Below are 20,611 nucleotides of genomic sequence, written 5' to 3' on the forward strand. Positions count from 1 at the left end.
CGCCGGGGCGTCAGACATCGTCGGGCACGGCGGGAACCGCTCAAAATCAGCGTGTTTTGTCCTGTACGGCGGGGTCGGTGGCCGCAAGAGCTGTGCCGCCGGGGCCGCCGGGCCGGGAATCCTCCGCAGCCGTCGCACCCCCTCCCACCAGCGGAACCTCCGGCCCCTGATACTCGGCGAGCCAGCGCCGAAGCACGCCGTGGACCCGCTCGGCGCCGACGAGTTCGCGCGCTTCGTCGAGCGGTGCGAGCGGCGCGGAGAGCACGAGGGGCGACAGGAGGAACGGGTGGGCCTGCGCGCCACCGAGTCCGCCGTGCGAGCCGATCTGCTCCTCGAAGGCGAGGACTTCGCCGTCCTGGGGGTCGTACCAGGAGTTGACCATGATGTCGGCGACGTGCGGGAAGCCGTCGGTGCGGCGCACGGCGTCGGCTGCGCCGGGCCCGAAATCCGTGAGCGGCCCCAGGTCGCCGGGTTCCTCGTCGAGATACACCTCGCTGCCGCGTGCGCCGAGGACGACCGGGCCGCGCTCTTCGCTGCGTACGAGGAGGAAGCCGATGCCCGGATGGTTGGCGAGGGTGGGCAGGAGCGCCGGATTGCGCTCGTCGATCTCCTCGCGGGTCATGCGGTGATGCACGTCCGGGAAGGAGACCAGGCCGAGGTTGCCGGACGCGAGCACGATGGGCTCCGCCTCGCGGGCGGGGCGGTGCTGTCCCGCGCCCTCCTCGACGGGGCGGCGCAGCGCGGCGCGCACCGCCGCGCGGGCCTCTGCGCCGCTGTGCGTACGCCGTGCCTTGCGCGGCACGGGCAGGCCGCAGCCCGCCTTGACGAGGTCGCCGAGGGTGAGGCCGTAGCGGGCGCGGAAAGTCTCGCCCGGGCTCTGGCCGTGGTCGGAGAGGACGACGATGCGGTAGGCGCGGGGGGCGTGCTCGGCGACCTTCGCGATCAGCGCCAGGGACCGGTCGAGCCGCTGGAGCACCTTGTCGACGTCGCTGCCGCTCGGCCCCGAGTGGTGGGCCACTTCGTCGTACGCGACGAGGTCGGCGTAGACCGCGGTGCGCCCGACGAGCATGTCCCCGATGACCGCGGTGACGACGACATCGCGCTCGACGACGGTCGCGAAGGCGCGGATGAGGGGGTAGAGCCCGCCGCGGCCGATGCGCGGACGCCGCTTCCCGATCCGGGCGCGGGTCGACTCGCCGATCTCGCGGCCGACCTCGGCGACGAAGGACAGGGCGGTGCGGACGGCGTTGGCGGGGTCGGAGAAGTAGGCGAAGTACCCGGCGCGCGAGCGGTTCTCCTTGCCGCGCCGTGCGGCCATGGAGAGCACGAGGGCGATCTGCTCGGCGCCGCCGCTGAAGAGGTTGCCGCGGCTCGCGCCGTCGACGGTGAGGAGGCCGCCGTCGCCGGTGCGCTCGATGGCGCGGCGCTGGAGTTCGACGGCGGACGCGGGCCGGTTGGAGACCATGACCTCCCCGGTGTCCTTCTCGTACCAGCGGAAGGCGGGGACGTCGTGGTTGGAGCCGTGCAGGATGCCGAGCTGGCTCGCCCCGGTCTGGCTCGACCAGTCGGTGCGCCAGGGGGTGAGGCGATAACTCGGCTCGCCCTCCTGGCCGAGCCAGCCCGCGACGGTCGGCATCAGGCCCTTCCGCACGGCGGTGCGCAGGACGTCGTGGCCCACACCGTCGAGCTGGATGAAGACCGTGCCGGGCGGGACGGGACCGGACTGCCCCTCGGCACGGCGTCGGCGGCGTCGGCGGTCGGCGAGGCGGTAGAGGCGGCGGCGGTAGGCGTCGTCGTCGCGGACGGCGAGGGCACCGCCGGTGGCGGAGGCCACGGCGGACATGACGGCGGCCACGACGACGGCGGTCTCGGGGTTGGCGTCACCGCGGCCGTCGGGGATGAGCCTCAGGGCGAGCAGCAGCAGCGAGCCGTTGAGGAAGAAGGCGAGAAGCCCCAGGACGAGCGCGGGCACGAGCAGCAGCGCCCGCACGAGCAGGGGCCAGACCAGGGAGGAGAGCAGTCCGAAGGCGCCGGCGCCCAGGGCGGCCGTGACGGCGATGCGGGTGGCGCTGTCGCCGTTGTCCGCCTGCAGCTTGAAGTCGGGCAGGATCCCGGCGAGCGCGAGCATGGTGAGCGTACTGACCAACCACACGGCGACGGAGCGCCACAGAGCACTGCCGACCGCACGCCATCGCCCTCGCCCCACGCCGCGCCGCCTCACGTTTCATGACAGATCCGGACACCAGCGTGTCACAGGGTGAACGGGTGAGTGGGCGGGACGGGTCAGCGGCCGTCGTACCCCGCTGTCGGCATGGAAAGCCGCCGGTGGACGTGGGCCTTCATCACCGCGTCGTACGACGGTTCCTCGAGACCCGCCGTCTCGATCCGCACACCACGCCGCCCGCACTCCGCGGTGAACTCGTCCGGTGAGCGCAGCGCGCGGTCCAGGACGCGGCGGCTCGGCACGACGAAGAGGTCCACGAGTCCCTCGTCCACGTCGGCCCAGAACACGGCGTGGCCGGTGGGCAGCCCGCGGACGACGAGCTCGCGGACGATGACGTACCCCCTGGCGGCGGCCCACCGCGCGCACATCGCGTGCTGGCTGCGGGAGTCCACCAGGAAGGGATCGGCGTCCAGCTCCTCAAGGGGTGTCAGGCTGGCGATCGCCGCGACCCGCACCACTCTCACGCTCGTGGCATCTCCCATCGCGTCTCCCTCACCTCTGGCGTCCTCACCACTGGCGTCAGCCGAAGACCCTACTCCTGGCCGTAGGCTCGTAAACAGTCGCGCGAAGGAGGAACCGGAGTGCCGGTGGAGATCACCTGGTGGGGTCATGCCACCTGCACGGTCGAGGATTCGGGGCTGAGGGTGCTCACCGACCCGCTTTTCGCCCCGCGACTCGCTCATCTGCGCCGGCGCAGAGGCGCGCTCCCGCCTCCCGAGGCCGCCGTCGCCGACGCCGTGCTCCTCTCCCATCTGCACGCCGATCATCTGCATCTGCCGTCCCTCGCGCGGATCGCCCCCGGTACCCGTGTGCTGCTCCCGCGCGGCTCACGCCGGCACGTGCCGGGGCTCGCGCGCAGGCTCTCCCATCTGCGTCTCGTCGAAGTCGTGCCGGGGGACGAGGTGCGGGTGGGTGACCTCGTCGTACGCGTGGTGACGGCGCGGCACGACGGGCGGCGGCTGCCTGTCGGACCGCACGGCACACCCGCCCTCGGCTTCGTGGTGCGGGGTGAGGCGCGGACGTACTTCGCCGGGGACACCGGGCTCTTCGACTCGATGGCCGAGGAGGTCGGGGACGTCGACGTGGCGCTCCTGCCGGTCGGCGGCTGGGGGCCCTATCTCGGCCATGGCCACCTGGACGCGGGTCGGGCGGCGGTCGCCCTGGCCAGGATCGCGCCGCGCAGCGCGGTGCCGGTGCACTACGGGACGTACTGGCCGATCGGCATGGACGCCGTACGGCCGCATGAATTCCATACGCCGGGCGAGGAGTTCGTGCGCCAGGCGGCGCGGCTCGCGCCCGACGTGGCGGTGCACCGCCTGGGGCACGGCGAGAGCGTGCGGCCCGAGATCTTCGGAGGAGAGCCTCAGTGATCCTCTCCCTGACGGCGCAGGTGACGCCGGAGTCGACGCAGCAGGCGGTCGGCTATCCGTCGTTGTTCCTGCTCATCCTGGTGGGCGCCCTTGTGCCCGTGGTGCCCACGGGCGCACTGGTCAGCTCGGCCGCGGTGGTGGCCCTGCACCAGACGGCGCCCCTCACGCTGCTCGTGGTGTTCGGGGTGTCGTCGCTCGCCGCGTTCCTCGGGGACATCGCGCTGTACTGGCTCGGTCGGCGCGGCATGCACTCGAAGAACGGCTCGCGCTGGCTCGCGGCGATCCGTGACCGCGCGCCCGAGGACCGTCTCGCGCAGGCGCAGAACAAACTCGCGGAACACGGCGTCCTGGTCCTCGTCCTCTCCCGGCTCGTCCCCGCCGGGCGCATTCCGGTGATGCTGGCCTGCCTGATGGCGAAGATGCCGCTGCGCGAGTTCGCCCGCGGGGACGTCCCCGCGTGCCTCGCCTGGGCCCTGACGTACCAGCTGATCGGCATCCTCGGCGGCTCGCTCTTCAACGAGCCGTGGGAGGGCGTGGTGGTGGCGGTCGGTCTGACGGTGCTGATCAGCACGGCACCGACGGTGTGGCGCAAGGTCCGAAGGACCGCGTCCTAGCCGAACGCCCGGGACGCGCGGAGATCGCCGAAGGCGGCTGCGAGCAGGCTCAACGCCCGCTCCACGTGCGGCAGTTCCAGCGCGTCCGGTGCGGTGAGAGACGCCAGGCGCTCCTGCCGGGTCGAGCCGAGCAGCGGTCCGGTGGACAGACGTACGCGCAGCGCCCCCAGTTCGTCGCCGAAACGGTGGCCGCCGGGTGCGGGCATGGCGAGGCGTTCGCCGAGGAAGTCCTCCAGGTCCTGTGAGTCGCCGACGCCGCGCGCGGCCAGGGCAGGGCGGAGCGGGCCGAGGTCCACGTAGAAATGGCGGCCCGCCGCGGGAGGCCGGGCGAGGGCGCCCGCCGCGAGTACCGCGCGGTGCGCGGCGGCGGACACGCGTGCGTGCAGGCCGGTCGCACGGGCGAGGCGCCCTGTCACCTCGTCCGGCTCGCCCAGGGCGTACGACGCCACCGCCCCGACCGGCGCCGCCACGCACGCGCCGAGTGCGGTGAGGACGTCCAGGGTGCGGGCCCGCAGCGCGGAGCCCCGCGCATCGGGCGGGAACCGGGCGACCGCGGCGGGCCAGCCCGGCGGCAGGAACGCTCCGGAGAGGTCAGTCAGGACCGTCACCCGTCCGGGGGCCATCTCGGCGGGGCCGATGAGCAAGGTGTCGTGCGGCCGGTGCAGGGTGTCGCGCCAGGTCTCGTCGCTGACGATGTGCAGCCCCTCGTCCGCCGCCGCCTCCACGGCTTCGTGCAGCACCTCCGGCGGCGGCACGGTGGCGGTGGGGTCGTCGGCGACGGAGAGTACGAGAAGGCGCGGGGTGCCTCCCTCGGCCCGGATGCGCCGGACGGTCTCCAGGAGGGCGTAGGGATCGGGGACGCCACCGCATTCGGCGGGCGTGGGCACGTGGTACACCGACCGGCCGAGCAGCCGTACCTGCGGCGCCCACCAGGCGGGACAGGGGCGCGGGAGCAGGACGTCGCCGCCGCCGAGCGCGGCGGTCAGCGCGAGCAGCAGGGGCGCGGCTCCGGGCGCGGCGACGACCTGGTCCCGCTCCACCGGGAGGCCGCGCCGGGCCCAGTAGCCGCTCGCGGCGTCCAGGAGCGCGGGGCTGCCGCCGGGCGGTTGCGCGTAGGCACGGCCCGCGGCACCGGCGAGCACGGCGGAAAGCTCGGGCAGGACAGGCAGGCCCGGCTCCGGCAGGGGAGGCCCGTACCGGACAGGCCCACGGCCTTCGGATTCCGTCCGCATGAACCCATCGAAACGCGACCGGCCGCTCAGCGCGCGCGGGGGCCTCCGGCCGGGTGGTTTCCTTCTTCGGCGGCGAGCCCCGCCAGCTCTCGCTCAAGCCCCTTCCCCCGCTTCTGGACCACCGCCGCCGCGACATCGGCCAGCTTGCGGTTCGTGGTCTGGGAGATGCGGCGCAGCATCGTGAAAGCCTTGTCCGCGTCGCAGGTCAGGACATGCATGATGATGCCGCAGGCCTGGTCGACCACGGGGCGGGTGCGCAGGGCCGTGCCGAGGTGGTCGAGTTCGGTGAGGGCCGCGCGGTAGCGGCGGTCGCGGACCAGGCCGGTCGTGGCGAGATCGCCGAGGGCCTGGGCGGGTCCGTGCCGGACGTCGTCCAGAGTGTCGGGGCGGAAGCTGAACAGGGTCAGGGTGACCGTGAGCCCCGCGCACTGGAAGGGGAGCGTGACGCTGGAGCGCACGCCGGAGTCGAGCGCCATGGCGCGGTACTCGGGCCACCGTTCGTCCCGCAGCAGGTCACCGGTCTCCACCGGCGCGCCCCGCTCGTGCGCGGCCGGTATGGGCCCGTCGCCCGAACTCAACTGGACGGAGACGAGACCGGCCAGGTCGGGGTGGGTCACCGACGCGGCTTGCTCGCTGCCGCCTTCCGAGACGGTGGTGCCCGCGCCGCAGCACGCGGTGGTGCAGCGCACGGCCTGTTCGGCCAGTTCCGAGAGCCTGCGTCCCGGCATCGCCGACTCCGGTCCTGCCAGGTCCGGTTCCGGTAAAAGGGGCATGATTGTTTCCTCCTCCTTCTCTCCCCCGCCTTCCCTTGAGACTCCCCGGAAAACGGCCGCAGCAGATACGTTCAGCACATGGCCAAAACGGAGGAGTTCGGTGAAGACATTGCGGATTTCATGCGCCGCGTCACCGAGTTGAAGTCAGCCCGCTCCGTACCGAAGGACGATCTCGGCACGGTCCTGGATGCGGCGATCTTCGAACTCGACCATGTCGCCGACCGGTTGATGCCCCTCTACGAACAGCTCGCCTCGGACGGCCACCTGGGCGGCGGCGTCCCCGACCGGGACGAGCAGGGGCTGCTGCGGGCCATCTTCCAGCGCGTCCCTCTGCCCGTCGCCCTGATCGACCGGGAGTCGGTGGTCCGGCGGATGAACTTCGCGGCGACCGGCTTCACGGGCGTACGCGCCGGCTACGCGACCGGCAGGCCACTGACCGGATTCCTGCTGCACGCGGACCGGGTCGCGTTCCGCTCGCAGACCGCGGCGGTCGCGCGCGGCGACGGCGACCGCAGCCTCACCGTCCACCTCCAGCGCGATCCGCGCCTCCCGGTCCGCGCGACACTCACCGCGCTGCGGCCGGGGACGGAGCCGCGTACGGCGGTCCTGGTAGTGCTGCAGCCGGGCACGCAACCCGCTGGCTCCCGAGCAGCGCCGCACGAGCCCCCGGCCACGGCTCCCGCTCCCGACCTCGGCGAGACGACCCGGCACGCGGCACGTCTCGACCTCGCGGACGCCATGACCACCGCCCTGCTCACCGCTCCCGCGGGGGACCGCGCGGCCGTGCTCGAACGGGCGGCCGGGGTGCTGCATCCGCGGTTCGCGGACTGGGTGATAGCCGACGAAGGGGCCGCGCGACAGCGGCGTACGACCGTCCTCGGCCCCAAGGACGCGCCGGTCGACGATATCCTCGCGCAGGCCCCCGCCACGTGCCCCCTCGTCGCCGAGGCCGCACGCGGCGGAGCACCCATGCTCCAGGTCCGTCCGGAGGACCCGGAGTCCTTCGGCCTCGACTCGTCCGGCGCCCCCGTCCTCGTACGCGCGCAGGTGACGTCCCTGCTGTGCGTGCCGCTGAGGGGACGCTCGGACGGTCCGGTCGAGGGCGTCCTCACGCTGTTCAGGAGCGGGGCGCGGCTCGCCTTCTCGATGGCCGAGGCGCAGGCGGTCGACGTGATGTCACGCCACATCGCACTGGCCATGACCCGTCGGACGAGCCCCCTGGTCACCGGCGGCGACTAGGCCGCGTCCTGCATGACCTGGTCGCGCAGGCGGTCGCAGCAGCGGCTGATCAGGCGGGAGACGTGCATCTGGGAGATGCCGAGCTGCTCGGCGATGCGGCTCTGCGTCATGTCGCCGAAGAACCGCATGTAGAGGATGTCGCGCTCCCGCTCGGGCAGTGCGGCGATGCGCGGCTTGACGGCCTCACGGTCGATGACGACATCGAGCGCGGGGTCGGACGCACCGAGTGTGTCCCGCAGCGCGTATCCGTCCTCGCTGCCCGGCAGTTCGGCGTCAAGGGAGAGCGCGGTGAAACTTTCGAGCGCCTCGAGACCGGCGGCCGCGTCCTCCTGGGACAGCTGAGCCTTCTCGGCGATCTCGGTGAGCGTCGGCGCCCGCCCGGGGACGGTCTGCGTCAGCTCCTGACGGGCGAACCGGACCCGGTTGCGCAAGTCCTGTACGCGGCGCGGCACATGGAGGCTCCACATGTGGTCACGGAAGTGGCGCTTGATCTCGCCGGTGACGGTCGGCACGGCATAGCTCTCGAAGGCGCTGCCGCGCTCGGGGTCGTACCGGTCGACGGCCTTGACCAGACCGAGGGCCGCGACCTGACGCAAGTCGTCCAGTGCTTCACCGCGGTTGCGGAACCGGCCCGCGAGCCGTTCGGCCATCGGCAGCCAGGCCCTGACCAACTCCTGTCGAAGTGCGTCACGTTCAGGGCCTTGCGGCATCTCGGTCAGCCTGCGGAAAGCGGCCGCGGTGTCGGGGGCGTCGTCGTGCGGATGGCGCTTCGTCTGTCGCGCGTCGGATCGCATGATGCGTCGCAACTCCCTTTTGGGTGCCTTGGGTTGAAGAGTCACCGTGGGATGCGCGCGAAGTCGCGACGGGGCACACCCGGGGCGAGCACAAGCCGCACCCACGGACGTGCCTCCGTTCCGAAGCACTGTCCACTTCGCCTGCCCCGAGGCCTCGGGGACAAACACGGGCCGGGACCGGGCCCCGTGTCGCTCGCCTCACTTTCCTCCGGGCGAACCCGCATGGACCTGTCTCACACGGGTACTGCGGCGGGACCAGTCACCCCCGCAGGGAAGGGCCCAACCATGACTGTTGTCGTAAGGGACGTCATGACACCGGGCGTCGTGGCGGTAGGACCCGATGCCTCGCTGGTCGAAGCGGCACAGTTGATGCGCGCACAGGACATCGGCCATGTTCTGGTGGCCACGGCGGGCCGGGTGGTCGGTGTGCTCACCGACCGGGACATCACGCTGCGCGCCGTCGCCGACGGCGCCGATCCCCTCACCGTCAGCGCGCAGGCCATCTGCACCCCGAACCCGGTGATGGTCGCTCCGGATGACGCCGTGGCGTCGGCCGTCAGTCTGATGCTCGAATACGCCGTGCGCAGGCTGCCGGTCGTCGAGGACGGACATCCGGTGGGGATGGTGACCCTCGGGGATCTCGCCGCGTCGGCCTGAGCCGCCGCCATTCGCACGCCAGTTCAGTCCGCGGACCCGGCCCTCGGGCCGGGCGGGGTCCTGGCCCGGCCCGAGGCAGCGGGTCCGGTTGCACGGGTTGTGCAGGGGGAGCGACCGGACCCGCGGCTCGGGCCCGGCCCGGCCTGGGGCCGGGCCGGAACATCCCCGGCGGTCCGTCACGGCCGCGACCCCTGGGGCGGGCTAAGGACCCGTGGGTGGCGACCGGCCCAGCCGGTGACAAGTGAAACGATAAATCAGCTACCGGAAGGTCACGATCCGCTGAGCGCGGCCACTGTCCGCATAGCGCACGGTTCACCTTCGCCGCAGTTCAGCCGCAGCCGTTCAGCTCCGCAGCGTCTGGGACGGCAGCTCCCCGAACCGGGCGTGGTACTGCTCGGCGAACCTCCCCAGATGGCTGAAGCCCCACCGGTGCGCCACCTCGCTCACACTGATCTCGCCGGGCTCCGCCGCCCGCAGTTCGTCACGCACGCGGGCCAGCCGTACGTCCCGTACGTACGCCATGGGCGACATCCCCACGTAGCGCCGGAACGCCTCCTGGAGCCAGCGCACCCCGACCCGCGCCTCGGCGGCCAGCCCGGCAGGCGTGAACGGATGCTCGGGCCGCTCCTCGACGGCGTCCATCGCGCGCTTCACCGGCGCCGGGCGCAGCTTCCGTGCCGGAGCGGTGAGTTCGTCACGGAAGGGATGCTCGACGGCGAGCAGCAGCCCGTTCAGGATCGCCTCCTGGAGGGGCGCTGCGACCAGCGGCGACATGCAGAGCGCCGGCAGCGATGCCTGGGTCTGCGACGAGCCGGGATCCTCGCGCAGGTCCTCCATCACCGTCGCGACGAGCCGGGCCCAACTTCTTCCCGGGCCACGGGTGGTGTCGAGTTCGGGGGCGAGCGTCAGCGGGGCGCGGACGGGCCGCCCGATGAGCTGATCCAGGCGTTGGTCGAGCGTCTCGCGGTCCACCTTCACCGCGAGCAGCCGGCAGTCGCCGGTCCACCGCTCCACCACGGTGTCGCCGACGGGCTGGAACACCCCGGCCCGTTCCGCCGTCGCGACGGTGCCCGCGCCGCCGCCCTGACTGAAGTTCATGTGCCCGCCGAGCAGGATGTTCACGTGGTAGGCGCCCAGTTCGCCGAACCGCATCCGCACGTCGGCGCCGCAGCTCAGCTCTCCGACGGTGAGCGCGCCGAGCTGCCCGATCTCGAACTCGGCCCGGAAAGTGCGCGGCCCGTCGATGACATCCATGGAGTTGTTGTAGAACGCGGACCCGATCATCCGCCGTGCCTCGTCCACGTTCGCGGTACTGAACGACGTCATCGCCTGGCCACTCACGCGTGACTCACCCGCTCCCCCGACATCACTCGCCCTCCCCCGTGGCTACACCTGGCGCCCCAGCAGACTCAGCAGCTCCGTCTGCGCGTCGGCGCCCTGCGGTGGTTCCACCGCGGGGGCAAAGAGTCCGCTCTTCGCCAAGTCCGCAGCGTACGGCTTGGTTTCCCGCAGCGAGAAGGCAACGAGATCATCCGGAAGCTTTTCGTCCGCGCCGATCGCCCGGGACAGGTCCCACGCGTGCACGACGAGGTCAGTGATCATCTGCCCGCAGTAGAACTCCGCGGCAGTGTCGCCGAAGGAGAGGTGGACCGTGCGGTCGACGGCGCCCGGCTCACGGAACGCCTCGCGGGACGCGGCGGCCGCCGTGTCCCAGGAGGCGACCGGGTCGGGGCCGAGCATGTCGCCGTCGAAGGCATCGCCGACGGATTCCATGGTGGCGCCGTCGCGGACGAGCGAGGGCACCCAGAGCTGCTCGGTGGTGAGGTGGTTGACGAGGTCGTGCACGGACCAGTCGGTGCAGGGCGTCGCCGCGTCCCACTGGTCGGCCCCGACCGCGTGCACGCGGTCGGTGAACAGTTCGAGGGCGGCCGAGTGCCGGGCGAGAAGCGGGTGGCCCGCCGGGTCGGACGGGCCCGCTGTACCAGTCGTGTCTGCCATACCCGCCATTGTCCTCCTGGAGCCAGGAGGCGCTACCGCTTGCTGTTCTTCCGGAAGGCGGAAGAGCGGGAGGCGGAAGCCAGGAGGCGGGAGGTACTACCGCTTGCGCTCCACGCGGCGCTCGTCCCACACCGGCTCCTGTGTCTCGCGCACGAGACCGTCGCTGCCGAAGACGAGGTAACGGTCGAAGGAGCGTGCGAACCAGCGGTCGTGCGTCACGGCGAGCACGGTCCCCTCGTACGCCTCAAGGCCCTCCTGGAGCGCCTCGGCCGACTCCAGGTCGAGGTTGTCGGTCGGCTCGTCGAGCAGCAGGGCGGTGGAGCCCTCCAGCTCGAGGAGCAGGATCTGGAAGCGCGCCTGCTGGCCGCCCGAGAGCCGCTCGAAGCGCTGCTCGGCCTGGCCGGTGAGCTCGTAGCGGCGAAGGCGCGACATGGCGGGCCCCTTGGCCTGGGCGTGCTCGCGCCACAGGATGTCCAGGAGCGTGCGGCCGAAGAGCTCCGGGTGGGCGTGGGTCTGCGCGAAGTGTCCCGCGACGACGCGCGCGCCGAGCTTCCAGTCGCCGGTGTGCGTGACGTCGCCGCCTGCGAGGAGGCGCAGGAAGTGCGACTTGCCGGAGCCGTTCGAGCCGAGGACGGCGACGCGCTCGCCGTAGAAGACCTCCAGGTCGAAGGGCTTCATGAGGCCGGTCAGCTCAAGGCCCTTGCAGGTGATGGCCCGGATGCCCGTGCGCCCGCCGTGCAGCCGCATGGTGATGTCCTGCTCGCGCGGCGGCTCGGGCGGCGGCCCCGCCTCCTCGAACTTACGCAGGCGGGTCTGCGCGGCGGCGTACCGCGAGGCGAGCTCATGGCTGATCGAGGCGGCCTGCCGCAGGCTCAGGACGAGCTTCTTCAGCTGGGCGTGCTTCTCGTCCCAGCGCCTGCGCAGTTCCTCGAAGCGCGCGAACCGCTCGCGCCGCGCCTCGTGGAAGGTGGCGAAGCCACCGCCGTGCACCCAGGCGTCGGCGCCCGCGGGCCCCGGCTCGACGCTGACGATCTTCTCGGCGGCGCGGGCCAGGAGCTCGCGGTCGTGGGACACGAAGAGGACGGTCTTGCGGGTCTCCCCGAGGCGCTCTTCCAGCCAGCGCTTTCCGGGCACGTCGAGATAGTTGTCCGGCTCGTCAAGGAGCAGCACCTCGTCGCCGCCGCGCAGCAGGGCTTCGAGCACGAGGCGCTTCTGCTCGCCGCCGGAGAGGGTGCGGACCTCGCGGAACTGCGCCTTGTCGTACGGGATGCCGAGCGCGGCGGTGGTGCACATGTCCCAGAGCGTCTCGGCCTCGTAGCCGTGTGCCTCGGCCCAGTCGGAGAGCGCCTGGGCGTACTGGAGCTGGGCTGCCTCGTCGTCGACGGTCATGATCAGGTGTTCGGCGACGTCCACGGCCTTGGCGGTCTCACGGATGCGGGGGTTCGACACGGAGACGAGCAGGTCGCGCACGGTCGTCTCGTCGCGTACCGAGCCCACGAACTGCGGCATGACGCCGAGGCCGCCACTGACGGTGACGGAGCCGCCGTGCGGCTGGATCTCGCCCGAGATGAGGCGGAGCAGGGTGGTCTTGCCCGCGCCGTTCGCCCCGACGAGGGCGACGATCGAACCCTCGCCGACACGGAAGGAGACATCACCGAGCAGAGCTCGGCCGTCCGGCAGGTAGTACTCGATGTGCGCGGCTTCCAGATGTCCCATGCGGAGATTCTCTGTGGGGGGTGCACGTTGCTGCAAATGCGTTTCGTCTCCCCGTCCCGGCCCGCTGCCCCGGCCCTCACTTCGGGAAGGTCGGTTTCCCACTTCGGGAAGGTCGGTTTTTCGACGCTTCCGGTGGCGGAGGAGAGGAAAACACCCGCCGGGGTACCCGCGCCCCATGCCTCTGCGAACCCGCCTCATCGCCCTGGACCACCGCACCTTCAACGCGGTCGCCACCCGGCACTGGCCGGGCGCCGACCGCTTCCTGCCCCGCCTCAGCCGCAGCGCGAACCACGGCCTCTTGTGGTTCGGTATCGCCGCCGGGATCGCCGCGACCCGTACGCCCCGCGCGCGGCGTGCCGCGCTGCGCGGGACCGCGTCGCTCTCGCTCGCCTCCGCCGCCATCAACACCCTCGGCAAGCGTTCGGTGCGCCGGACCAGGCCGCTGCTCGACGGGGTGCCGCTGATGCGTCAGCTGAAGCGGCAGCCGATCACCACCTCCTTCCCCTCGGGGCACTCCGCGTCGGCCGCCGCCTTCGCCACCGGGGTCGCGCTGGAGTCGCGGGCCTTGGGCGCGGGCGTCGCGCCCATCGCGGGCGCCGTCGCGCTGTCCCGCGTCTACACCGGCGTGCACTTCCCGAGCGACGTCCTGGCGGGGGCGGCGCTCGGCGCGGGCGCGGCCTTCGCGGTGCGTGGCCTGGTGCCGACCCGCGACCTGCTGCCGCCGCCGGGCAGGCCCCGCGTCGACGCCCCCGCCCTGCGCGGCGGCAAGGGCCTGGTGCTCGTGGCCAACTCCGGCGCCCGCGCCCCTGAACGTGCTCAGGCATTACAGGAAGCCCTGCCGCTCGCCGAGATCGTGGAGTGCGGACCAGAGCATTTGGAGGCGGAGTTGGAGAAGGCCGCCGCGCGGGCGCGAGTGCTCGGCGTGTGCGGTGGGGACGGCACCGCGAACGCGGCGGTGCCGGTAGCCCTGCGTCACCGGCTGCCGCTCGCCGTCCTGCCGGGCGGCACGCTCAACCATTTCGCGTACGACATCGGCGTCGAGGATCCGCGTGACCTCTGCCGGGCGATCGAGGCGGGCGACGCGGTCGCCGTCGACGTCGGGCGTTTCAGCTCCGAGAGCAGTCCGCGGGGCTACTTCCTCAACACCTTCAGCCTCGGCGTCTACCCCGAGCTCGTGCGGCTGCGCGACCACTGGGCCCACCGCATCGGAAGCCGGCCCGCCGCTGTCCTCGCCGCCGCCCGGCTGCTCCGCTCCGACCGGCAGCCGATGAGCGCCGAATTCCGGGGCAGGCAACGGGCGTTGTGGCTGCTCTTCGCGGGCAACTGCACCTACCACCGGCTCGGGTTCACCCCCGGACGCAGGCTCGACCTGGCCGACGGGCTGCTCGACGTACGTATCGTGCACGGCGGCCGCAAGCCCGGTACGCGGCTGCTCGCCGCGGCGCTCGCGGGGCCGCTCAGGCGCTCACCGGCGCAGGCCGCCGTGCGGCTCCCCAGGCTGCGGGTGGGCGGCCTCGAGCCGGGAACCGTGGTGGCGTACGACGGTGAAGTGACCGTCGTGCACGACGGGCTGCTCATCGACAAGCTGCCCGAGGCGCTGACCGTGTACCGCCCGCTCCCACCCGGCCGGTGACCACATAGTGATACGTGGGTCTCATTATTCGACATGGCGGCGTACCGTTCGATCCACCGCAGCGAGCGGCAGCGAACGTGAAGGAGTTCCCGCCATGCCGGAGGAGACCGCCGTCTACACGCACGGACACCACGAGTCCGTCCTGCGCTCCCACACCTGGCGGACCGCCGCCAACTCGGCCGCCTACCTCCTCGATTCCGTGAAGCCGCACATGCGGATCCTGGACATCGGCTGCGGCCCCGGCACCATCACCGCCGACCTGGCCGAACTCGTCCCCGAAGGCCACGTCACGGGCGTCGACCACGCGCCCGGCATCCTGGACCGCGCCCGCGCGACGGCGGCCGAACGGGGCCTGGACAACGTGGAGTTCGCCGTCGCCGATGTGCACGCCCTGGACTACCCGGACGACTCCTTCTGCGTGGTCCACGCGCATCAGGTGCTCCAGCACGTCGGCGACCCGGTGCGCGCCCTGAGCGAGATGCGGCGCGTCTGCGCGCCGGGCGGCATCGTCGCCGCACGCGACGCGGACTACTCGGCGATGAGCTGGTACCCCAACTCCCCCGCCATGGACGGCTGGCTGGACCTGTACCGGCGAGTGGCCCGCGCCAACGGCGGCGAGCCGGACGCGGGTCCCCGCCTCAAGTCCTGGGCGCTGGAGGCCGGTTTCGATGACGTCACCGCGGGTGCGAGCACCTGGTGCTACAGCTCGGCGCAGGAGCGCGCCTGGTGGAGCGGGCTCTGGGCGGACCGCACGGTCGCCTCCGCGTATGCCGCTCGCGCGGTCGACGGCGGGCACGCCGACGCCGGTGAGCTGCGGGCGATCGCCGACGCGTGGCGGGAGTGGGGAGAGCGGGATGACGGCTGGTTCGCCGTGCTGCACGGAGAGATCCTCTGCCGGAAGTGACGCATGGAGCCTGCCGGAAGTGACGCGGGGCGCCCGCCGGAAGCGTGTGGCGTCACGCACAGGTTCTCAATTACCTGCGTAGAGCGGGCGGTTGGGGATACCCGGGCAGCAGGAGGTAAGACACTATGGTTCCTATTCTGCTCGTCCTTCTGCTGGCCCTGCTTCTCTTCGGCGCGGGGTTCGCCCTGAAGATTCTCTGGTGGGTCGCCATCGTCGTACTCGTCATCTGGCTGGTCGGGTTCCTGATGCGCAGCACGACGGCGACCGGGACGAGGTCCCGCTGGTACCGGTGGTAGCCGTCCAGCGGTGGTAGCCGTACTCGGAACCCCGAATATCCAGCACGTCCTGCATGTCCATGAGCCCGCGGGTCCCGGCCCGCGGGCTCGGCGTCGTCCCGGGCCCCGCTTCCGAACTCAGCCGCTCAGCGCGCGCAGCTTGCGGCGGGCGGGACCCAGGGCGCGCCCCGAGCGCAGGAGGCCCGCCCAGGGGTTGGTGCGGGCCTGCTCGACGGCGTCCGCGATGGTCCAGCGGCGGGCTCCGAGCGCGGGGTCGTCGAGGTCGTCCCAGGCGACGGGCACGGCAACCGGGGCGCCGGGCTTCGCGCGGACGGAGAAGGGGGCGACGGCGGTCTGCGCGTACGCGTTGCGCTGCACGTCGAGGTAGAGGCGGTCGCCGCGTTCCTTCTTGCGGGCGGCCGTGGTGAGCTGCTCGGGGTGGGCCTTCGCGAGGGTCTCGGCGACGTCCTTGGCGAAGGCGCGTACGTCGTCGAAGTCGTGGCGGCCGTTGAGGGGCACGATGACGTGAAGGCCGCGTGAACCCGTGGTCATCAGGGCGGACGGCAGGCCGATGTGGTCGAGCAGTTCACCCACGAGTCGCGCCGCCTCACGCACCGGGCCGAAGTCGTCCTTGGCCGGGTCGAGGTCGAAGACAAGCCGGTCGGGATGGGTGACACCGCCGACGCCGCCGACCCGGGACGTCCAGCGGTGCAGCGTGAGGCAGGCCTGGTCGGCGAGGTAGAGGAGCGTGGCGGTGTCGTCGCACACGGTGTGGGTGACGGTGCCGCCCTCCTTGGTGACCTCGGCACGGGTGATCCAGTCCGGGTAGTGGTCGGGGGTGTCCTTCTGCATGAAGCAGGGCCCGTCGACGCCGTCCGGGTGCCGCTCCAGCATCAGGGGGCGGCCGCGCAGGTGGGGCAGCATGAACGGGGCCACGGCCCGGTAGTAGTCGGCGAGGTCCCCTTTCGTATAGCTCGCGAAGCCGCCATCGCCCGCGCCATCGCCCTCACCCTCGGCCGGGAAGAGAACCTTGTCGGGACGGTGCAGCTGTACGGTGCGGCGTCCCGCCCGCAGCGTTCGTGCGCTGGTCATGTGGGGGTTCCTTTCATGCTGCTCAGGGGTGCTGACGACACCTGAAGACGGGGGCCGACAGGCGTGCCCCGGGCCGCGTACGCCGGAAGGATTCAAGAAGACGGTTCAGGTCGGACCGTAGTGAGTGAGGCACACCATGGCGAACGGAACGCAGAGAAATCCGGGACACCGGGAACGGACGCGGTCCGGCAGCGGCGAACCCGCCGCTCCCCCGCCCGTCCACGCCGCGTTCGCGCTCTGGATCACCGCGGTCGTGGCGGGCCTCTTCGAGACGGTGCTCATGGTCGGTCGTCTTGTCGCCGACGGCGACACCTCCGCAGGGGAGCTCGCGGGCGGCCTGCTCCTTCGGATGACCGTGTTCTCGGCGGCCGTCCTGCTCGCCGTCCAGCTGCGCCGCGGCAGGAACTGGGCACGCCTGACGCTCGCCGTGGGACTCGGCGTCCTCGGCACACTGTCCCTGGTGATCGAACCCGTGCGGTGGCTGGCCGACGGACACACCCTGGGGGACGCCTTCCGGGATCTGGGGGCGGTGGACGTCCTGTTCGGCGCGAGCCGCGTGCTGCATCTGAGCGCGGTGCTCGGGGCGACGGTCCTGATGTTCGGGCCCACGGCCAACGCATGGTTCAGGGTGCGGGCCGCGGAGCCCGGACAGCACTGACCCGCCTCACCGCACGCCGACCGGCCTCACCGTACGACCGCCTGCTCCACGAGCAGCCGCGCCGCCGCCGCGATGGACTCGGCGTCGATACCGGCCGCGTGCAGTTGCTCGTCGGGGGACGCCGAGCCCGGCATCGTGTTCACCGCGAGCCGCACCAGGCGCGGCACCGGGCCCCCGTCGCTGAAGGCCTCGGACACGGCGTCGCCGATGCCGCCCTCGGGGCGGTGGTCCTCGACGGTGAGCAGGCAGCCGGTGCGCTCGGCGGCCTCGCGCAGGGTCGCGCGGTCGACGGGCTTGACGGAGTACAGGTCGATGACCCGCACCTGGATCCCCTCGCGGTCAAGGAACTCGGCGGCGGTCAGCGCCTCGTGCACGGTCACGCCCGCCGCGACAAGGGTGAGCCGGTCGGCGTCGGAAGAACGCAGGACCTTGGAGCCGCCGACGGGGAACTCCTCGCCGGGCCCGTAGATGACGGGCGTGTCCCCACGCGACGTACGCAAGTACCGCACGCCGTCCAGGCCCGCCATCTGCGCGACGAGCTGCCCCGTCTGGTGGGCGTCGCACGGATACAGGACCGTCGAGCCGTGCACCGCGCGGAACATCGCCAGGTCTTCGAGGCCCATCTGGGAAGGACCGTCCTGGCCGATGGCGACGCCCGCGTGGGAGCCGACGAGGTTGATGCCCGCGCCGCTGATCGCCGCCATGCGGATGAAGTCGTGGGCGCGGGTGAGGAAGGCGGCGAACGTCGACGCGTACGGGACCCAGCCGCGGGCCGCCAACCCCACGGCGGCGGCGACGAGTTGCTGCTCGGCGATGTAGCACTCGAAGTAGCGCTCGGGGTGCTCCTTGCCGAAGTACTCGGTCCGCGTCGAGTCGCCGACCTCCCCGTCGAGGGCCACGATGTCGCCGCGCGCGGTCCCGAGCGCGGCGAGCGCCTGGCCGTAGGCGTCGCGGGTGGCGACGGAATCGCCCACATCGTGGCGCGGCAGCTCCAGATGACCGGTGCGCGTCGCGTGCAGTGCCCGCGCGGCGGCGGGCTTGCGCACCTCGACCCGTACGTCGTGTACGCCGCCGAGCTCCTCGATCGCCGCTTCCGCCTCGGGCAGCGGCTTGCCGTGCATGCCCTCGCGGTCCTCGACGGAGGCGACGCCCTTGCCCTTGACGGTGCGGGCGAGGATGGCCGTGGGCTGCCCGGTGGTGGAGCGTGCCTCCCGGAAGGCGCGGTCGACCGCGTCAAGGTCGTGGCCGTCGGCCTCGACGACATGCCAGCCGAAGGCGGTCAGGCGGCGGGCGTAGGCGTCGAGATCCCACGCGTGGCGGGTGGGGCCGCGCTGCCCGAGTCGGTTGACGTCGATGATGGCGGTCAGGTTGTCCAGGTGCTCGTACCCCGCGTGCTCGACGGCCTCCCACACCGAGCCCTCCGCCAGTTCGCTGTCACCGCACAGCACCCAGACCCGGTAGGGGATCCGGTCGAGCCGCTTGCCCGAAAGGGCCATGCCGACGCCGACGGGAAGCCCCTGGCCGAGGGATCCGGTGGCGGTCTCGACCCACGGGACGCGGCGCGGCGTCGGATGCCCTTCCAGCCGGCTGCCCTGCTTGCGGAAGGTCAGGAGCTCCCTGTCGGTGACCACGCCCGCCGCCTTGTACGCCGCGTACAGGAGGGGCGACGCATGTCCTTTGGAGAGGATGAAGCGGTCGTTGCCGGGGTGGTCGGGCCGGTCGAAGTCGTAGTGCAGGTGGCGCGCCAGGAGCACCGCCATCAGGTCGGCGGCGGACATCGAGGAGGTGGGGTGCCCGGATCCCGCGGCATCCGCGGCCCGGACGGAGTCGACCCGCAGCTGCCTGGCGAGCGGGGCGAGTTCGTTGCTTGTCATGGCGGGTCCTCCTTGGGTGCGGGCTCGCGGCCGACGGTCCGCCGGTCGCGTCGGCCGTCGGTTCCTTCCGTGCGTGACCTCCCGACGACCCTGGCACGCGGGACCTCCCGATTGCCCCGGCGAACCGCCGTCAAACTCCGTCGAACTCCAACGGAATCCAACGGAATCCGGAGGCCCGGACCGGCGCGGACGCCGTTTGACCGGCAGGGCCGGGGATACCCGTACGGGACGCCGCCGCAGGTGCCGGGCGCGAACCGATGCCGCGTCCCGCCGCGGCCCCCACCCCATCTCCCACCCTCGTCTCCCACCCCCGCACGTGACCCAGGACGGTTCCGATGAAGGACGCAGTGCCCATCGAAATCCCCGCCATGTCCGCCTACCTGGTGCCCGCGGACGCCCCCGAGGCGGACGGCACCCTCGCCTGGGAGAGCACGACCATCGTGATCGTCGAGGTGACCGCGGGCGACGCGACGGGCACGGGCTGGACCTACGCCCCCGCGGCCACCGTGTCCCTGATGGCCGAGCAGCTCGTCCCTGCCGTCACGGGCCTCGACGCGCTCGACATCCCCGCGGCGCACACGGCGATGACGAAGGCGGTCCGCAACACAGGACGCCCAGGCGCCGCCTCGTGCGCCATGTCGGCGATCGACATAGCCCTGTGGGACCTGAAGGCGCGCCTCCTGGAGATCCCGCTCGTACGCCTCCTGGGCTCGGCCCGCGACGAGGTGCCCGTCTATGGGAGCGGGGGCTTCACGACGTACCACGACACGCATCTGGCGGCCCAGCTCAACGGCTGGGTGCACGGCCAGGGCATACCCCGCGTGAAGATCAAGGTCGGGGAGGACTGGGGGCGGGCGGCCGCCCGCGATGTGCTGCGGGTGCGCACCGCGCGTGACGTCATCGGCGCGCAGGCCGAGTTGTACGTCGACGCGAGCGGCGGCTACACCCGCAAGCAGGCGATCCGGGTGGGCCGGGTGCTCGCCGAGCACGGAGTGGGCTGGTTCGAGGAGCCGGTGCCTTCGGACGACCTGCGGGGTCTTGCCCTCGCGCGGGACGCGCTGGTCTGCGACGTGGCGGCCGGCGGATACGGCTACGACCTCTCGTACTTCGCGCGGATGATCCCCTCCGTGGACTGTCTCCAGCTGGACGCCACGCGCTGCGGCGGTCTGACCGAGTGGCTGCGTGCCGCGGCCCTCGCGCAGGCGCACGGGATCGAGGTCTCGGCCCGCTGCGCCCCGCACGCGCATGCCGCGGTCGCCGCGTGCGTACCGAATCTGCGGCACATCGAGTGGTTGCACGACCATGTGCGGGTCGAGTCGATGTTCTTCGACGGCGCCCTCGACCCGACGGGCGGCGTCGTCCGCCCCGACGGCGGCATCGGCCACGGCCTGGAACTGCGGCGCACGGAGGAGGTCGAGGAATACCGGGTCGCGTGAGGGGATGCGGGCCTGCCACGGACGGGCGGCGGATCGGGGACGTCGCGGCCGATGTGGTGGCCGCCACGGGGTGGAAGTCCCGGAAGTCCTCGGAAACGATCTCGTTCGGCGGCCCGGCCAAC

The 20,611-nt window shown here is 72.3% G+C and carries 19 protein-coding genes; 9 read left to right on the forward strand and 10 right to left on the reverse strand.

The annotated features are described in order from the left end of the window. Positions 1-46: 46 nt before the first annotated feature. Both ACFQ7F_RS15285 and ACFQ7F_RS15290 read right to left on the reverse strand, forming a co-directional pair. Positions 47-2,206 (reverse strand): phage holin family protein, encoded by a 2,160-nt coding sequence (locus tag ACFQ7F_RS15285; protein ID WP_383270538.1) that lies wholly within the window; start codon positions 2,204-2,206, stop codon positions 47-49. A 77-nt stretch (positions 2,207-2,283) separates the two neighbouring features. Next, entirely contained in the window at positions 2,284-2,688 is a 405-nt protein-coding gene (locus tag ACFQ7F_RS15290) for a hypothetical protein (protein ID WP_383270619.1), read from the reverse strand. Positions 2,689-2,805: 117 nt separating this feature from the next. Between ACFQ7F_RS15290 and ACFQ7F_RS15295 the strand changes: the two genes are divergently transcribed. Together ACFQ7F_RS15295 and ACFQ7F_RS15300 are read left to right on the forward strand one after the other, a co-directional pair. Next, positions 2,806-3,594: an MBL fold metallo-hydrolase gene (locus ACFQ7F_RS15295; RefSeq protein WP_383270540.1), complete on the forward strand. Its 789-nt coding sequence runs from the start codon at positions 2,806-2,808 to the stop codon at positions 3,592-3,594. After that, complete coding sequence (locus tag ACFQ7F_RS15300) at positions 3,591-4,208, forward strand: DedA family protein (RefSeq protein WP_383270541.1); 618 nt, start codon at positions 3,591-3,593, stop codon at positions 4,206-4,208. Before ACFQ7F_RS15295 ends, ACFQ7F_RS15300 begins: the two co-directional genes overlap by 4 nt. Here ACFQ7F_RS15300 and ACFQ7F_RS15305 read toward each other — a convergent pair. Next, positions 4,205-5,440, reverse strand: coding sequence for an aminotransferase class I/II-fold pyridoxal phosphate-dependent enzyme (locus ACFQ7F_RS15305; RefSeq protein ID WP_383270543.1), 1,236 nt, complete (start codon positions 5,438-5,440; stop codon positions 4,205-4,207). The genes ACFQ7F_RS15300 and ACFQ7F_RS15305 overlap by 4 nt on opposite strands. 26 nt (positions 5,441-5,466) lie before the next feature. Continuing rightward, a complete protein-coding gene (locus tag ACFQ7F_RS15310) occupies positions 5,467-6,213 on the reverse strand; it encodes an ANTAR domain-containing response regulator (RefSeq protein ID WP_383270545.1) in 747 nt (248 codons plus the stop codon). A gap of 78 nt (positions 6,214-6,291) precedes the next feature. Here ACFQ7F_RS15310 and ACFQ7F_RS15315 point away from each other — a divergent pair, with 78 nt between their 5' ends. Next, positions 6,292-7,452, forward strand: coding sequence for a PAS domain-containing protein (locus ACFQ7F_RS15315; RefSeq protein WP_383270547.1), 1,161 nt, complete (start codon positions 6,292-6,294; stop codon positions 7,450-7,452). Here the strand turns inward: ACFQ7F_RS15315 and ACFQ7F_RS15320 are convergent. Beyond that, complete coding sequence (locus tag ACFQ7F_RS15320) at positions 7,449-8,246, reverse strand: RNA polymerase sigma factor SigF (protein WP_383270548.1); 798 nt, start codon at positions 8,244-8,246, stop codon at positions 7,449-7,451. The genes ACFQ7F_RS15315 and ACFQ7F_RS15320 overlap by 4 nt on opposite strands. A 285-nt stretch (positions 8,247-8,531) precedes the next feature. Between ACFQ7F_RS15320 and ACFQ7F_RS15325 the strand changes: the two genes are divergently transcribed. Further along, positions 8,532-8,903: a CBS domain-containing protein gene (locus ACFQ7F_RS15325; RefSeq protein WP_383270550.1), complete on the forward strand. Its 372-nt coding sequence runs from the start codon at positions 8,532-8,534 to the stop codon at positions 8,901-8,903. 342 nt (positions 8,904-9,245) lie between these two features. On the opposite strand, the gene ACFQ7F_RS15330 is transcribed toward ACFQ7F_RS15325, so the two are convergent. The 3 genes from ACFQ7F_RS15330 to ACFQ7F_RS15340 form a co-directional block, all read right to left on the reverse strand. After that, the gene (locus tag ACFQ7F_RS15330) at positions 9,246-10,229 is read right to left on the reverse strand and encodes an AraC family transcriptional regulator (RefSeq protein WP_383270551.1); all 984 of its coding nucleotides are present in this window, start codon (positions 10,227-10,229) and stop codon (positions 9,246-9,248) included. A 60-nt stretch (positions 10,230-10,289) separates the two neighbouring features. Further along, a complete protein-coding gene (locus ACFQ7F_RS15335) occupies positions 10,290-10,901 on the reverse strand; it encodes a TIGR03086 family metal-binding protein (protein WP_383270552.1) in 612 nt (203 codons plus the stop codon). A gap of 96 nt (positions 10,902-10,997) precedes the next feature. Further along, entirely contained in the window at positions 10,998-12,617 is a 1,620-nt protein-coding gene (locus ACFQ7F_RS15340; protein WP_383270554.1) for an ABC-F family ATP-binding cassette domain-containing protein, read from the reverse strand. A 175-nt stretch (positions 12,618-12,792) separates the two neighbouring features. On the opposite strand from ACFQ7F_RS15340, the gene ACFQ7F_RS15345 reads away from it, so the two are divergent. The 3 genes from ACFQ7F_RS15345 (at position 12,793) to ACFQ7F_RS15355 (ending at position 15,450) form a co-directional block, all read left to right on the forward strand. After that, entirely contained in the window at positions 12,793-14,250 is a 1,458-nt protein-coding gene (locus tag ACFQ7F_RS15345; protein ID WP_383270556.1) for a bifunctional phosphatase PAP2/diacylglycerol kinase family protein, read from the forward strand. 94 nt (positions 14,251-14,344) lie between these two features. After that, the gene (locus ACFQ7F_RS15350) at positions 14,345-15,154 is read left to right on the forward strand and encodes a class I SAM-dependent methyltransferase (protein ID WP_383270558.1); all 810 of its coding nucleotides are present in this window, start codon (positions 14,345-14,347) and stop codon (positions 15,152-15,154) included. A 125-nt stretch (positions 15,155-15,279) separates the two neighbouring features. Next, complete coding sequence (locus tag ACFQ7F_RS15355; protein WP_383270559.1) at positions 15,280-15,450, forward strand: hydrophobic protein; 171 nt, start codon at positions 15,280-15,282, stop codon at positions 15,448-15,450. A gap of 117 nt (positions 15,451-15,567) precedes the next feature. On the opposite strand, the gene ligD is transcribed toward ACFQ7F_RS15355, so the two are convergent. Further along, positions 15,568-16,521, reverse strand: coding sequence for a non-homologous end-joining DNA ligase (gene ligD / locus ACFQ7F_RS15360; protein WP_383270560.1), 954 nt, complete (start codon positions 16,519-16,521; stop codon positions 15,568-15,570). Between the two features lie 136 nt (positions 16,522-16,657). Here ligD and ACFQ7F_RS15365 point away from each other — a divergent pair, with 136 nt between their 5' ends. Beyond that, entirely contained in the window at positions 16,658-17,179 is a 522-nt protein-coding gene (locus ACFQ7F_RS15365; RefSeq protein ID WP_383270562.1) for a hypothetical protein, read from the forward strand. 26 nt (positions 17,180-17,205) lie between these two features. Here ACFQ7F_RS15365 and ACFQ7F_RS15370 read toward each other — a convergent pair whose 3' ends face one another. After that, positions 17,206-19,053: a transketolase gene (locus ACFQ7F_RS15370; RefSeq protein WP_383270564.1), complete on the reverse strand. Its 1,848-nt coding sequence runs from the start codon at positions 19,051-19,053 to the stop codon at positions 17,206-17,208. Between the two features lie 335 nt (positions 19,054-19,388). On the opposite strand from ACFQ7F_RS15370, the gene ACFQ7F_RS15375 reads away from it, so the two are divergent. Next, a complete protein-coding gene (locus ACFQ7F_RS15375) occupies positions 19,389-20,489 on the forward strand; it encodes an enolase C-terminal domain-like protein (RefSeq protein ID WP_383270566.1) in 1,101 nt (366 codons plus the stop codon). Positions 20,490-20,611: the final 122 nt, after the last annotated feature.

Source organism: Streptomyces sp. NPDC056486 (assembly GCF_042795295.1).
Taxonomy (GTDB): domain Bacteria; phylum Actinomycetota; class Actinomycetes; order Streptomycetales; family Streptomycetaceae; genus Streptomyces.